Source organism: Niveispirillum cyanobacteriorum, from assembly GCF_002868735.1.
GTDB classification, from domain to species: Bacteria; Pseudomonadota; Alphaproteobacteria; order Azospirillales; family Azospirillaceae; genus Niveispirillum; species Niveispirillum cyanobacteriorum.
Map to the genome: position 1 here is coordinate 1,940,323 of NZ_CP025611.1, position 15,477 is coordinate 1,955,799.

9 protein-coding genes are annotated in these 15,477 nt (G+C 62.6%); 5 read left to right on the forward strand and 4 right to left on the reverse strand.

Annotated features, from left to right (window positions below):
- Nucleotides 1–9: 9 nt before the first annotated feature.
- Both C0V82_RS08895 and C0V82_RS08900 read right to left on the reverse strand, forming a co-directional pair.
- A complete protein-coding gene (locus C0V82_RS08895; protein WP_102112026.1) occupies nucleotides 10–2,244 on the reverse strand; it encodes a DUF1302 domain-containing protein in 2,235 nt (744 codons plus the stop codon).
- A gap of 328 nt (nucleotides 2,245–2,572) precedes the next feature.
- Entirely contained in the window at nucleotides 2,573–5,473 is a 2,901-nt protein-coding gene (locus tag C0V82_RS08900; protein WP_102113337.1) for an EAL domain-containing protein, read from the reverse strand.
- 327 nt (nucleotides 5,474–5,800) lie between these two features.
- Here C0V82_RS08900 and C0V82_RS08905 point away from each other — a divergent pair, with 327 nt between their 5' ends.
- From C0V82_RS08905 to C0V82_RS08925, 5 genes are all read left to right on the forward strand, one after another.
- Nucleotides 5,801–6,715, forward strand: coding sequence for a ketopantoate reductase family protein (locus C0V82_RS08905; RefSeq protein ID WP_102113338.1), 915 nt, complete (start codon nucleotides 5,801–5,803; stop codon nucleotides 6,713–6,715).
- Nucleotides 6,716–6,840: 125 nt separating this feature from the next.
- Entirely contained in the window at nucleotides 6,841–7,770 is a 930-nt protein-coding gene (locus C0V82_RS08910; protein ID WP_054166723.1) for an ABC transporter permease subunit, read from the forward strand.
- A 3-nt stretch (nucleotides 7,771–7,773) separates the two neighbouring features.
- Entirely contained in the window at nucleotides 7,774–9,066 is a 1,293-nt protein-coding gene (livM, locus tag C0V82_RS08915) for a high-affinity branched-chain amino acid ABC transporter permease LivM (protein WP_102112027.1), read from the forward strand.
- Nucleotides 9,063–9,917, forward strand: a complete 855-nt coding sequence (gene livG, locus C0V82_RS08920) for a high-affinity branched-chain amino acid ABC transporter ATP-binding protein LivG (RefSeq protein WP_102112028.1) — start codon at nucleotides 9,063–9,065, stop codon at nucleotides 9,915–9,917. The genes livM and livG overlap by 4 nt, the downstream gene beginning before the upstream one ends.
- 2 nt (nucleotides 9,918–9,919) lie before the next feature.
- On the forward strand, nucleotides 9,920–10,633 hold the full coding sequence (locus tag C0V82_RS08925) for an ABC transporter ATP-binding protein (RefSeq protein ID WP_199772506.1): 714 nt from the start codon (nucleotides 9,920–9,922) through the stop codon (nucleotides 10,631–10,633).
- Between the two features lie 177 nt (nucleotides 10,634–10,810).
- Here the strand turns inward: C0V82_RS08925 and C0V82_RS08930 are convergent, their stop codons facing one another.
- Together C0V82_RS08930 and C0V82_RS27775 are read right to left on the reverse strand one after the other, a co-directional pair.
- Nucleotides 10,811–13,426, reverse strand: coding sequence for a TonB-dependent receptor (locus C0V82_RS08930; RefSeq protein WP_102112030.1), 2,616 nt, complete (start codon nucleotides 13,424–13,426; stop codon nucleotides 10,811–10,813).
- Between the two features lie 313 nt (nucleotides 13,427–13,739).
- The gene (locus tag C0V82_RS27775) at nucleotides 13,740–15,239 is read right to left on the reverse strand and encodes a cache domain-containing protein (protein WP_158659821.1); all 1,500 of its coding nucleotides are present in this window, start codon (nucleotides 15,237–15,239) and stop codon (nucleotides 13,740–13,742) included.
- Nucleotides 15,240–15,477 lie beyond the last annotated feature (238 nt).

The following is a 15,477-nucleotide window of genomic DNA, read 5'->3' on the forward strand; positions in this document are numbered from 1 at the left end:
CGCGCGGCGTCAGAACGAGTACTTGACGCTGGCCGACACGAAGTCGCGATCGTTGATCAGGTTGAACTTTCCGGCCCCGAAGAAGTTGGAATAGGCAAGATCGACCGTGATGGTCTCACGCACCAGGGCGCGCAGACCCAGGCTGACAGCCTTGCGGCCTTCGATGAAGTTGCCCAGCGGCGTCGGCGTGGTGCCGTTCACGTCATGCTGCCAGGAAATCGAAGGGTACAGGTTGACGCCCGGCAGTGCGTTCAGATAGTCGAAGCGGATCGCCGCGCGGTAACCCCAGGAGAAGGCATCCGCGAAACCATCGGTGGCCAGATCGGCCATGCCGCCACGGCCCACAAAGGCGGCGTTGCCACCCACGACGGTGCCCGGCCCTTCCAGACGCAGCACAGACTTGTCCGGCATGTCGGAAATCCAGGTGCCACCCACTTCGGTGACGACCACCCACTGATCGGCACCGAAGGCGCGTTCGAACGCCTTTGTGGCGGTCATCTGTGCCTGGGTGACGTCAAATTCTTCCCAGCCCTGGATGCGCTTGCCGAAGTAACGGCTGGCCAGATCAGCAGTGACGGCAGCAGCCGTCGTACCCTGGATCACGCCGATCTTCTTAACGATTTGGTTGGTGTTGAACAGGGCGGCAGCGCCCACCGCCGCCTGGTTGGCACCGGTCGTAGCACCTGCGGCGGCACCTGCCGCCTCAAATGCGGCGCGCGTCCCGCCCGGCGAACCCGGAGCAGCCGCAATACCAGCGCTGATGGCACCAGCGACTGTCGGGTTGATCGCCTGGATCTGTTCGAAGGTCAGGCCGGTGAAGGGACGAAGAGCCGGATTACCGGCAACTGCGGCAGCCACCGCGCTGTTGAAGGTGGCGCTGCCCTGTGTACGACCGGCAGCCGCACCAGCAGCCTGACCCTGGGCGATAGAACCCAGGATGGACGGGGCCGCCAGCGTGGCCTGTAGCAGTTCCACGTCATCAAGCTGCAGGGGCTGGTCCTTGCGGAAGCTGATTTCGCCCTGCAGCGAGATGCCGAACGGGATGGTCGTGTTGAAGCTGGCGCCAAACAGCTGGATATCCTCAGGATATTCCGCGCGGTAAGACGAGTTCTGCGTGAAGGTGGAGGAACTGGCCTGGAACGCCGACAGGCTGCCGACGATAGAGCTCAGCACCGGCACGCGTGAATGAAGGTTGGTGTAGTAGAAGCCGAATTCTGTGTTGTTCAACTCTTCGGCAAATATGCGAAGGGCCAGACCGTACTGCCCACTGTCGCTGGGTGTATCATCCTTAGACCGGGGCACGACAGTGCCAAACGGGGTCAGGGACTGCACGCCACGGAAATTGTTCAGCAGCGGGTTGGGATAACGGTCAACCGGGAAGACATTACCGCCGGCCACAGCACCCTGGTTCGGGCTATCGGTGAACAGGTAGTTGCCGAAGCCGATGAACAGGCGCTCACCACCTGGCGACGCGGCGTCGTTGGTGGAGAAGAACGAGCCCGCGGCTTCCGGCTCCGTATTGTCCCACTTGAACTGATAGAAGGCTTCCAGCGAGATATTTTCGTTCAAGGAGAAGTTGATATCGGCGATGGGAACCGGCAGGAAGCCTTCCTTCAGTTCCGAACCCGGGACGCGCAGGGCGGAAACGTCGATCGGGTTGATGCTGTTGATACCGTTCTGGATGAACGTGCTCTCACCCCAGCTCAGCACCTGCTTGCCCAGGCGGACGGAGAGGTTGGAGCTGTCACCGACGGCGAAATCGCCATAGACGAAAGCATCCAGCAGATCGAAGTCACGACCCACGCGTTCGACCGTATCGGAATTGAAGGCGAAGCGGTTGGTGCGCGCGCCGTTGGTCGACGACTTCTTGGCGTTCACGACGTCATAGAAGTAGGTGCCGCGGACGAAGGCACCCAGGTTGCCGTAGCTCAGCTTCAGCTCGTGCGTGGCACGACCGGCCAGCGACACCAGGCCCTTGTCATAGTTCAGGTTGCCGTTATCGCCATTGATCGAATGGGCACGACCGCCATTGGCGACGCCGATCAGGTCCGGATCGCGGCTCTGGACGCGAAACAGGGCGCCCATGGTCAGGGTCGTGTCAAAGCTGCCGCTCAACTCACCCCGGTTAAAGCTGACGGCCTGGGCGCTGCCCACCACCAGCATCGGGGCCAGGATGGCCGCTGCACTCACCCCGGCCAATACCCGGCGGTCCATGCGCACCTGCGGCGTCGATTTGCGTGCCATGCGTTTCCTCCTCGCATCCCATTCTTATCATTCCCCGGCTATGGGCCGGCGGCCGACCCCATTCTGGAGCCGGGGGAATTTCGCGTAACCTTGTCGTAAAGGCCGCCATGTGGGCACGTCAAGGCTTCTATGCGCGTTATGTCTCCGGCGGGGTCGTTTGATGCGCGGACTGGCAAAAAAGACACATTTTTTGTCCAGTTTCCAATGGCTTGATCGGATTTGGGGCAGTCCGGTCAAACGCCCGTTTATTGGGCAACGCTCCCGCGATACGGGTAATTTTGCACTTGCGAATGGCGAAAATGCCTCTCAACCCCTTGTGACGTTTACGTCAACCTGCAACTTCCAGCACACCATCCGGTTGCAGGAATCGGGTTTCAAGATCGCCCGGCGGCAGCGGTCGGGAGAAGAAGTAGCCCTGAAGCTCATCGCAATGATGCAGGCGCAGGAATTCAAGCTGCTCTTCCGTCTCAATCCCCTCCGCCACGACCTTCAGGCCCAATTGGCGGCCCATGGCGATGATGGTGGCGGCGATGGCACCCGTATCGGCATTGGTCGGCGCCTCGCTGACGAAGGAACGGTCCACCTTCAGTGTGGTGATGGGCAGACGGCGCAGATAGGAGAGCGAGGAATAGCCGGTGCCGAAATCGTCGATGGCGATTCGGATGCCCCGACCCCGGATTTCGTTCAGCGTATCGGCGATATAGGCCAGGTTGGACATCATCGCCGTTTCGGTGATCTCGATCTCCAGCAGTTCCGGCGGCACGCCATATTCCTGGCACAGCGCGAAAACGCGTTCGCCGAACATAGGCGTGGCGATCTGCCGGACGGAGACATTGACGGCCACCGGGATGGGCGCAAAGCCGCGCCGGCGCCAGTCCTGAATCTGGGCCAGGGCCGCACGCATGACCCATTCGCCCAGCGGCACGATCAGGCCAGTTTCTTCCGCCACCGGAATGAATTTGCCCGGCGGGATCATGCCGATCTCCGGGTGCTGCCAACGGATCAGGGCTTCCACACCCACCGCCTTCATGTCGCCCATGGCGATCTTCGGCTGGTAATGCAGGAAGAACTGGCCCTGTTCAAGCGCCTCGCGCAGGGAATGTTCGAGCGACAGGCGGGCCACCGCCGCCTCGTTCATTTCCGGCGTGAAGAAGCGGTAGCCATTGCCGCCCGACGCCTTGGCATTGTGCATCGCCGTATCGGCATCACGCATCAGCGCATGGAAATCCGCGCCATCGCCGGGGAACAAGGCGATACCGATGGAGGTGGTGACGAACAGCTGCTGACCATCGATGCCGAAGGGGCGCGACAGGCTGACCAGGATGGTCTCCGCCACGCGGGCCGCCATCTGCGGATCGGGCAGATCCTCCGCCACGATCAGGAATTCATCGGCACCCAGGCGGCCCACCGTATCGGCGGCCCGCACGCAGCTTCCCAGCCGCTGCGCCAGCGCGCGCAGCAGCTTGTCGCCCGCCTGATGGCCCAGACTGTCATTGACCAGCTTAAACCGGTCCACGTCCAGCAGCAGGACGGCCACCGCCGTGCCCTTGCGCCCGGCATGGGCCAGGGCATGCTGCAACCGGTCCTGCACCAGCGTACGGTTGGGAAGCCCTGTCAGCGGGTCATGCGTACTGACATACATCAGCTGTTCTTCGAACCGCTTGCGGTCCGACACGTCGGTCATTGTGCCCGTGAAGCGCAGGGGACGCCCGCTATCATCGCGAATAGCCTGACCACGCGCCTCAATCCAGACCCAGGAACCGTCGCGGTGGCGCAGGCGGTAAAGCGACAGATAATCGCCCACCTCCCCGTTCAGGTAGCGCTCGATCTGGTTCTGCGCCATGTCCTTGTCATCGGGATGCAGCAGCCCGTCGAACAGCTTGTTGGCATACATCGCGTCGACCGCATCATATCCCAGCATCTCGATGAACTCGGGCGACCACCAATAGGTGCCCTTGGTGTAGGAATTGTCGAACACGCCGGACCGGGTGGCGCGCACAGCCAGCTTCAGCCGCTCCTCGCTTTCGCGCAGGGCTTGTTCGGCACGCTTGCGCTGGGTGATGTCCTGCACCACGCAGATGGCGGTACGACGGTCGCCCAGGCGCATCTGGCTGACGCCGAAGGCCATGGCGAAAACCTCGCCCTGGCGGCGGCGGCCCTGGATTTCGGCACGGTTGTCGGGGCGCTGCTCCTCCTCCGACCGGCGCAGACAGGCCATCAGGGCCACGGCCACGCGGGTCCAGTCGCGCTCCTCGATCAGGGTGACGAAGGGCTGTCCCACCGCCTCGCCATCGGCATAGCCGAACAGCGCCTCGGCAGCGCTGTTCATGGTTTCGATACGCAGATCCTCGTCCAGCGTGATGATGCCGTCAGCGACATTGTCCATGATGCCGGACAGACGCGTTTCACGCTCACGCAGGGCATGTTCGGCCCGTACCCGTTCGACCAGCGAATGGTCGAACTGCACCAGCACCTCATTGATGGTCTTGGCCAACAGGCCCAGTTCATCATCCTCGTGCCGCTTCGGCACGGACAGAAGCTTGTCGGCCGGGTGCCGTGGGTTAATCTCCGCGATGGCCGAAGACATGCGCAGGAAGGGCTTGGTCAGGGTGGAATAGAACATCACCACCAGGATCAGAGCCAGCGCCACGGTCCAGATGATGCCCGTAGACAGCACCACGCCCGACCGGCGGAAGAATTCCTGCGCAATCAGGAACCGGTCGATGGAGACGCGCAGTTCACCGACATTCTGGTTATGCCGCTCGATCACCAGCGGGATGGAGTAGGTCTTCTCCACCGGCAACAGCATCTCCGCCAGCCATTTCAGCTGCCCCTCCGCCTGGGGACGTTCACGGGCAGCCAGCTGATTGCCGAAATCCTCCAGAATGACGGCGCGGTAGATGGGCTTATATTCGAAAAGACCGGTGACGACGCGATCGGCCAGCGCCTGGTCGAAGGAATAGGCGCTCTCCGCCGCCGCCTCGCGCATGATCGAAAGCACCTGGCGGACCAGCTGGTCAGACTGCCGTTCCATATCCAGAAGGTCGATGGTGATCTGAGCCGTGGACAGGACCAGACCCAGCATCAGGGTGACCAGTGCGGTGTTGCGCGCCTGCTTGAAAGACAAGCGTTTACGCAGCGGCACCCGCGCCACCGCAGCCGTCTCCGCCGTCCCGCTTTCCGGCAGGATGTCCGTCTCGGCCTGTTCAGGCGGTAACGTCGCTTTCATCCACACCTTAGCACCAAAATCCGCCGCCGGGTCCCCATCGCCCATGCCTTGGATGCCCCAACGGCGCGCAAAGCCAGCCCATGGCCGAAATCTTCACGCATATTCGGAGGATAGTCTGCCTTCATGTGCTGGGATATGACAATCCCTTTAGCTTGAAAGTCTTCACACACCATCGCGGGACCGGGGACTGGCCTGTCAGCCGCTTTATTCAGGCAAGCGGAAAATCAGACCATAAGGACGGCCCATGCCTGATATCGCTCGATTTTCCGTCGAATCGATGGCGATGCGGATGGTATGAAGGCGCCGCAGATGTGCGGGGAGAAGGCAATGCGTATCCTGTTTCTGGGTGCTGGCGGGGTCGGCGGCTATTTCGGCGGACGGCTGATGGAGGCTGGGGCCAATGTCACCTTCCTGGTGCGGCCCCGCCGCCAGGCGCAGCTGATGGAGAACTGGCTGCGGGTGGAAAGCCCGCATGGCAATATCCGCGTACCGGCCCAGACCGTGACCAAGGCGCGCAAGCCCTATGATCTGGTGATCCTGACCTGCAAGGCCTGGGACCTGGACGCCGCCATCGACAGCGTCATGCCTGCCATGGGGCCTGACAGCATCCTGATGCCGCTCTTAAACGGGGTGCGGCATATGGAGGTGCTGGATACGGCCTTCGGGCGCGAACGGGTGATGGGCGGGCTGTGCCACATGCCGATCACGCTGGATGAACAGGGCACCATCCACCACCTGTCCACCATCCATAAACTGGTTTTCGGCGCCCGGCATGCAGTGCAGCAGGCGACGGTTGCCGCGTTGGCCGATGCTTTCCGCCCCACCTGTGTGGACTGGCATATGTCCGACACCATCATGCTGGACCTGTGGGAGAAATATTTCTTCCTGGCGACGCTGGCCGGCTCCACCTGCCTGATGCGTGGCTCCGTCGGGGCCATCAACCGGCAGCCGGGGGGAACGGATTTCATGAAGGCGCTGCTGGCCGAATGCGCCGCCGTGGCTACCGCTGAAGGGTACGCGCCCCGCCCTGCCCTGCTGGATGAATATGGCGCGCAGATCGTGGATGCGGGCAGCAAGGTCAACGCCTCCATGGCCCGCGACGTGGCCAAGGGTGGCCGGACAGAAGCCGAGCATATCCTCGGGCATATGGCGGCACGGGCGCGGGCGCATGGCGTGGCAACGCCGCTGCTGGATTTGGCCCTGCTGCATCTGCGGGTGCATGAGGAGGGGTTGGCCTCTTAACGTCAATAAATCTCCCCCAAGCACCCTTGCTGCCCCCCGCCCCCTTCCGCTACGGTGGCGCACCTTCGCCGGTGCAAGCCCCACCAAAGAGAAAGGGGCAGCCGGCCAATTCGGACTGGGGGCACATGGACGCGTCAGCGCTGGGGACGTTTCTCCAATACCTCATCAATGGCCTTGCGTTGGGGGCCATTTATGGGTTGATCGCCATCGGATACACGATGGTGTACGGCATCATCCGCATGATCAATTTCGCCCATGGCGAGATTTATATGATCGGCGCCTTTGTCGCGGTCACCACCTTCTCCATCCTGGCGGCGGCCGGGGTGACGTCGGTACCGCTGGCGCTGCTGCTGGTGCTGGTTATGGCCATCGCCTTCACCGCCGCCTATGGCTGGACGGTGGAACGGGTGGCCTATCGGCCCCTGCGCGGCGCACCGAAACTGGCGCCGTTGATCAGCGCCATCGGCATGTCGATCCTGCTTCAGAACTACGTCATGCAGACGCAGGGTGCGCGGCCCAAGCCGCTGGCGCCTGTCATGAATGGCGGCGTGACGCTGTGGCAGGGCGACGGGTTTGCGGTGAACGTCTCCTACATTCAGCTGTTCATCATCCTGCTGACCGTGGCCCTGATGCTGGGCTTCACCCAGATGATCAACCGCACTGCCCTTGGCCGGGCCCAGCGCGCGTGCGAGCAGGACCGCACTATGGCAGGCCTGCTGGGCATCAATGTCGACCGCACCATCAGCCTGACCTTCGTGATGGGGGCGGCGCTCGCCGCTGTGGCCGGCGTACTGGTCACCATGTATTACGGGGTGATCGATTTCTATATCGGCTTCCTGGCCGGCATGAAGGCCTTTACCGCTGCCGTGCTGGGCGGCATTGGCAGCCTGCCGGGTGCCATGCTGGGTGGGTTGCTGATCGGGCTGATTGAGGCGTTTTTCACCGGCTATGTGTCGGGTGCCTACAAGGATGTCGCCTCCTTCTCCGTGCTGATCCTGGTGCTGGTCTTCCGGCCCACGGGCCTGCTGGGCCGCCCCGATATCGAGAAGGTGTGACCCATGGCCAACTCGATCCAAAACCATCTGAAGGCCAGCATCATCGCCGGCCTTGTCGCCATGGTCCTGGCCGTTCCCTTCATCGGCCTTTACACCGTCTCCACCGATCAGGGTCTGGTGGTGCAGACCCGCTGGCCCTGGGTCTTCTGGTCCGGCCTGATCGTGCTGGGCGGCAGTCTTGCCATGGCACTGGTGCGCGACGCACTGGCCGCGCGGCGTGCCGCCAAACCGAAGCTGGCCGCCGGGACCAAGCCCAAGCGGGACGACGCCCTGACGGCCAAGCTGTCCAAGGGTTTTGCCGTCGGCATCACCCTGTTCGCCATCACCTTACCCTTCATGCCTTTTTCCGACCGCTACATCATGGATGTTGGCACCACCGTGCTGATCTATGTGCTGCTGGGCATGGGCCTGAATGTGACCGTGGGTCTGGCGGGTCTGCTGGACCTCGGCTTCGTCGCCTTTTACGCCATCGGCGCCTACAGCTTCGCCATCCTGTCCACGACGCTGGGCTGGGGCTTCTGGATCTGCCTGCCGCTCTCAGGCTTGATAGCGGCCCTGTTCGGGGTGCTGCTATCGCTGCCCATCCTGCGCCTGCGCGGCGACTATCTGGCCATCGTCACCCTGGGCTTTGGCGAGATCACGCGCATCGTGATCCTGAACTGGCAGAGCTTCACGGGCGGTCCCGCCGGCATTTCCGGCATTCCGCGCCCCAGCCTGTTCGGCATGTCCTTTGACCGCCGCCCGCCGGAGGGGCTGACCTCCTTCCATGAGATCACCGGCATCACCTTCTCTGGCGAACACCGGCTGATCTTCCTCTATTTCATCGCCCTGACCCTGGTGCTGGCCGCCGCCTGGGTGATCAGGCGCCTTCGCGCCCTGCCCGTGGGCCGGGCGTGGGAAGCGTTGCGTGAGGATGAAATCGCCTGCCGCTCGCTGGGCATCAACCCCACCGCGTCCAAGGTCTCGGCCTATGCGGTGGGCGGCATGCTGGGTGGCTTCGCCGGCTGCTTCTTCGCAGCGCGGCAGGGCTTCGTGTCACCGGAAAGCTTCACCTTCATGGAAAGCGCCCTGATCCTGGCCATCGTGGTGCTGGGCGGGTTGGGCAGCCAGATCGGCGTGGTCATCGCGGCCCTGTTCATCGTGCTGCTGCCGGAAGTGGGACGTGAGTTTGCTGATTTCCGCATGATCGTGTTCGGCATTGCCATGATCGCCATCATGGTCTGGCGTCCCGGCGGCTTGCTGTCACAGCGCGTGCCCACCATCCGCCTGTCCAGCCAGAAGGGAGACGCGGCATGAGCGCGCCTTTGCTGTCCGTTACGGGCCTGACCATGCGTTTCGGCGGTCTGGTGGCCGTCGATGGCGTCAACCTGACGGCTGAAACCAACAAGATCACGGCCCTGATCGGCCCCAACGGGGCGGGCAAGACCACGATCTTCAACTGCCTGACCGGCTTTTATAAGCCGACATCGGGCGAACTGATCCTGAACCGCCCGGACCACGCGCCCGTGTCGCTGCAAAGCCTGCCCGGATATCAGGTGTCGCGCCACGGCGTGGTCCGCACCTTTCAGAATATCCGCCTGTTCCCGCGCATGACCGTGCTGGAAAACCTGCTGGTGGCCCAGCATGTGGGGCTGATGAGAAAGGCGGCATTCGGTGTTGCTGGCCTGATCGGCCTAAAGGGCTGGCGTGCGGCGGAGAAAGAGGCCATCGACCGCGCCCGTTTCTGGATTGAACGCCTGGACCTGACCTCGGTTGCGGATGAAGAGGCGGGCAACCTGTCCTATGGTGTGCAGCGCCGGGTGGAAATCGCCCGCGCCATGAACACCAATCCCCTGCTGCTTTGCCTGGATGAACCCGCCGCTGGCCTGAACCCGAAGGAAACGGGCGTTCTGGGGGAACTGCTCCAGGGCATCCGCGAACAGTTCGGGATCGGCATCCTGTTGATCGAGCATGACATGGGTCTGGTCATGGGCATCTCCGACCGCATCCATGTGGTCGAATATGGCCGCAAGATCGCCGAGGGCACGCCAGAAGAGATCCGCAGCGATGAGCGCGTGATCAAGGCCTATCTGGGCGAGCCGGATGAAGAAGAACTGCCCGCCATCGTCGCCGAGGATGTGGCCGGACAGGAAGGAGGCCGGGCATGAGCCTGCTGCAACTGACGGGGGTCCGCACCAATTACGGGCCCATCGAGGCGCTGCGCGGCGTCGATGTGCATGTCAAACAGGGGGAGATCGTCACCCTGATCGGGGCCAATGGCGCCGGCAAGTCCACCCTGCTGATGACCATCTGTGGTCAGCCGAAGCCCGCATCTGGCACCATCATCTTCGACGGTCAGGTCATCAATGACCTGCCCCCACACGAGACAGCCAAGCTGGGCATCGCCCAGGTGCCGGAGGGGCGGCGCATTTTCCCGCGTATGACGGTGTTCGAGAACCTGCAACTGGGGGCTACCCTGGGCAACCCGGCGCATTTCGATGAAGACGCCGCCTATTGCCTGGACCTGTTCCCCATCCTGGCCAAGCGCCGGGACCAACGGGCAGGCACCCTGTCGGGCGGTGAACAGCAGATGCTGGCCATCTCCCGCGCGTTGATGAGCCGGCCGCGCCTGCTGCTGCTGGATGAGCCATCGCTGGGCCTGGCCCCCCTGATCATCCGCCGCATATTCGATGTCATCGCCGACCTGAACAAGACGCGCGGCATGACCATCCTGCTGGTCGAACAGAACGCCTACCACGCCCTGAAACTGGCCCACCGCGCCTATGTGCTGGCCCAGGGTCAGGTGGTGATGGAAGGGGCTGGCCAGGAACTGCTGGCCAATCCAGAGGTGCGGGCGGCCTATCTGGAGGGCGGGTCGCACTGAGTTCCCAATTGGTGTGTTGGAGAAAGGCGCATGGACCCGTTCCATGCGCCTTTCTCATGCCCAAAGAAAAGCCCGGCCATCCTTGCGGATGGCCGGGTGAAGTCGGGAGATGCCTCATAAGGGAGAGAGGAACCAAGGGGGCCTCGAAATCCTGAGGCCCCCGGTACGCATACAGACTTAGTAGGAGAAGCGGACGCCACCGAAGAAGCGGCGACCGTTCTTGTAGGCGGCGAACGGGACATCCCGGTTGCCGACATACTGGTACTGGGTTTCATCCAGCAGGTTCTGGGCCTGCGCCGTCAGGGCCACCTGTTCGGTGACATTGACGGTCAGCGACGCATCCAGCTGATTATAGCTGTCATTGATCACCGAGGTCGCACGGTTGACTTCGCGGAAATACTTGGAGCGGTAGGAGTAGGTGACCCGCGCGCTGAACATCTCGTCTTCATAGTACGGCGTCAGCGAGAAGGAATGCTTGGAGCTGAACGGCAGGGCCACGGAGGCGTCCGCCGTCTCGCTGTCGGCATAGGTGTAGGAAGCTTCGATACCGAAATTCCCGTAGACATCACCGCGATAGGCCAGTTCCAGACCCTTGATCTCCGCCGAGCCGCCATTGCGCGGACGGCTGACTTCAAAGGCCTGCGGAACCGTGGTGCCACCGGGGTTGGTCAGCGGGTTGGTATCGGTGTTGATCAGCATTTCCGTGCTGGTCGCACGATAGATGTAGGAACCGATATCCTTGTAGAACAGCGTCGCGGACACCAGCGACACCTTGTCGAGATAATACTCGATCGAGGCGTCGAAATTGTTGGCGCGGTACGGGTCCAGGTTCGGATTGCCGCCATTGGCCGTACGCAGCGTGTTGTTGGTTTCCAGGAAGGTGGACAGGTCGGCATAGTTGGCGCGTGCCATGACGCGCGAACCGGACAGACGCAGCACCGTCTTGGGGTCCAGGTCGAAGGTCAGGTTGATGCTGGGCAGGAAGTCATCATAGGACTTCTTCAGCGAGATGGCTTCGATCTGTGAGGCGGGAACGATGGGCGGGCCGAACTGGCCGCCCAGACGGTCGCGGCGGCCTTCCGATGTCTGGTCGGTATGGACGTAGCGGACGCCGACATTGCCGCGGAAACCTTCGGTCTCAAAGCCCAACTGGGTGTAACCGGACCAGATGTCTTCGGACACGGAGAACTGCGCCGGCAGATAGTCAAAATAGGCGGCGTCGACATAGCCCGAGGCCGGACGGCCCAGGAACCAGGTCTTCAGCTTATCGGCGCTGATGGTGTTCCAGTTCTTCATCGCGTCGTTGACGTTGATCCCGCCCAGATAGCCCGACGGCGTCGTACCGCCAACGAAGCCGTCCACCGGGGTGGCGGCACCATTAACACGGCGCAGCTTGGCATCCTGGCTGGTTTCATGTGTGCGGTACTTGACGCCGAACTTGACAGCGTTCAGCAGGCCCCATTCCACATCGCGGGTAAAGTCGGCCTGAGCATAGGTCTCCTCGTCCGACGTCGGCTGCTGACGCAGCTGGGCAAAGCCCAGCGTGGTGCCGGCATTACTGGTCGACGCGATCTGCGGCGTGACAGATGCCAGACCGTTGGTGCCGGAAATGTCGAAGCTGTAGCCGGTCAGCTGCTCGAACTCACCGAAATACTGCTGCTTGGTGCCGCCGGTCGACTTGGTATAGCCGCCCTGGAAGCTGGCCTTCAGCGCATCGCCCGTGTAGTCGACCTTCAGGTCGGTGGCATAGGTCTCGATGGTGCTTTCACGCGCAATCGCGTCCAGCAGCATCAGACCGGCGGTCGGTGTGCCGGCATTGGTGTAGGAACCACCGACAACCACGCCATTCTTCACGACGGCGTTGTTGGGCGCGCCACGGAAGTTATTGAAGTAGTAGCGGCTCTGGTTGAGGTTGTCGTAGGTACCCTTGACGTACAGGCCGGTGGCGTTGATCTCCAGATTGTCGCTGGGCTTGGCCTGGATGGCCAGCGTGCCGCCCGTGCGTTCACGCTTCTGCTGGAACAGCGCGGAGTTGATCACGTTGGGCATGATCGCCTTGGTGCCGTTGGGCAGGGTCACCGTGGGGTAACCAAGGCTTTCAAAGCCGTCACGGCGGATATCCTGCACCTGATGCGTGACCGAGGCCAGGACGCCGAAGGTGGAGGCATCATTGGACCAGGAGATCAGGCCCGACGCGTTGGGTGCACCATCGTCCGACCGGTCATTGTACGCGTATTCCACCGACGCGTTCAGCGTCAGCGGCTTCAGATCCAGCGGACGGCGGGTGTGCAGGATCACGGTGCCGCCGATGGAGCCTTCGTCGATACGGGCTTCCGGCGACTTGTACACTTCCAGCTGACCGACCACTTCGGGTGCCAGCATGGAATAGTTGAAGGTACGGCCCGGCGCGTCCAGGATGAACCAGTCGGTCGAGGCAACGGTCTGGCCGTTCAGCAGGGTACGGTTCAGGGCCGGGTCGGTACCACGGATGGCGACACGCTCGCCTTCACCGAAATCACGGTCGACCTGCACGCCCGGCAGGTGGGACAGCGATTCAGCGACATTCTTATCAGGGAACTTGCCGATATCTTCGGCGGAGATGGCGTCGACGATGGCGTCAGCGAAGCGCTTGGTGTTGATCGACTGCACCAGGCTGGCGCGGATGCCGGTAACGACGATCTCGTCCAGCGTGCCTTCCGCCGCCGGAGCGCTCTGCGCCTGCGCCGTCGCAGCGATGGCCATCATGGCGATCGCGCTGGCGGTACCCCGCATGAGCATTTTCTTGAACTGCATGACCTTTGCCTCCTCGTAAGCCCTGTTCCCCGTGCCTTGGCGCTGTCGCTGGCACGATTTCCGTTGCGGGGTCCCCGAACGCGTCGGGTTGCTCCCGGCTGGTGGGCTTCAGGAAAGCGGAATGCGGGATTTCCGAAAGGTCGGTTCCGGCAGAACGCCGAAAATGACGGAAAAAGACGGAATTTTGTTTCTGATTTCAGGTTGGAACTGTAACATTACATTATCTCAACTGGAGTCGTGGCCTGACACAGCCGGAAGGACCACCCTGCCGACCATATTCGACTTGTTTGAAGAGATTCTGGTCCTGGCTGAACTAGACCCGCTCAGCCTGCTTCAGATGCTGTTTCAGACGGCCCAGCGCCACCGACAGTGTCTCGCGTTCGCCTTGCGGCTCCCCACAATGGCGCAGCACATACTCGGCGGTGCGCACCACATCGCGCCAGCGCGGGTTACGGGGCAGCGTCTCGACCAGCAGATATTTATCCAATGTGCGGGTTTGTAGCGATGACCGGTCCATATAGACACGCCAGAGCCCGCTTTCCTCGGCCAGCTCGATCTTCCCCTTGCGCTTGGCCTTCTGCCAGTAATCCAGCGCCAGGGTCATGACATCGACAAGGCAGCGGCGATAACCTTCATCGGCATCCAGGGCGGCGGCATGATCGCCCTCATCGGCATGATCATGATGCTCCGGTTCCTCCGCCACGGGGGCGGCGACGGGCGCGGGTGGGGGTTCTGGCCGGTCCGCAGGTGTCACGGGCACGGAAACAGGCGGCGCCACATCCAGCGGGGCCGAGGGACCGACCGGCACAAAGCCCCCGGCATCCGTGGCCGGCGGCGGTTCCCGAAAGGCCTTCATGAACAAGGTGATGGCGCCGAAACCGGCCAGCAGCAGCAGCCACCTTATATAATTGAGTCCCCCCGCCAGTTTGGCGCCGTCAGACAACACGACATAGCGCCAGCCGCCATCTTCCAGAACCCGCGGTTCCTGCCGTGCCCAGCCTTTCAGCTTTTCCCCACCGGGCGCGCTGGTCACCATGTTACCGGCCCCGTCCAGCAGGGCGAAGCCGATCCCGTCCTGGGTCAGCCGGGCCAGCCGTTCCTGCACCTTGCCGATCGGCACCCGGAAAACCACAACACCTTCCACTGTGCCATGCCGAACCACGGGTCGGCCCAGCAGCATGCCATGTCCCTGGTCCAGCGGCAGCGGCTGGGTCAGCACCATCACCTGCTCAGGCGTCTGGGCCTGGGGCAAGCGCCCCATCACCTCCCGGAACAGGGTGCCCAGTGCCGATTCCCGCTGACGTGCGGCGGCCAGATCTGCGCCGAAGGCGGCATCCTTGCGCAAGGAATAGACAACGCGCCCGAACCGGTCGATCAGGTAGAGATCGTCAAAGACGGTGGAAGCCAGAAGGTCACGAAAACTGGCATGGAATCGGTCATGGACAGCGGCATAGGCCGTCAGCGCCGCCGGAATTTCCGCCGGTGGGGTATCTCCCGGCGGGTAGGTGGAGCGCAGCAGCGCCGCCGCCCGTTCCGGATCGGGCGATATCTGCTGAAAGGCCGAGGCGAAGCCGTAATAACGGCCCACCGAATAGCCGATGAAACTGGTGGAAGCGAAGGCCGAGCTTTGGCTGCGCGCATTCTGGACCAGTGTGGTCAATTCGCGTTCGACGCTGCGGTTGGCATTGTCGATCTGAATATCGACCTTGTCATCCACAGCCATGGACAGGAAAAACAGTGCAGCCACCAGCACAGCGACAAGGGGTCCGCCAAGTTTCAGGGCCGCCTTTACATCGGGTCTGGAAAATCCCACCTTGCATGCCCCCTGGCGTCTTTACCGCGCATTGTGCTGTTCTATGGTTTCGGTGTGTTCACCAGGGACTTATAGCGCCATCCCCCGCACATGCCCGTCACCATACCGTCAATTTCGTTGATCCGGCAAGGAGGGCTTGATCGGATCGGCGGGGCGGATCAAGGCTTTGCGCGGAGCCTGGGATTTCCGCGCAACAGTCGCGACCACGGCCCATTCCCGGACATCACCGCAAGGCATG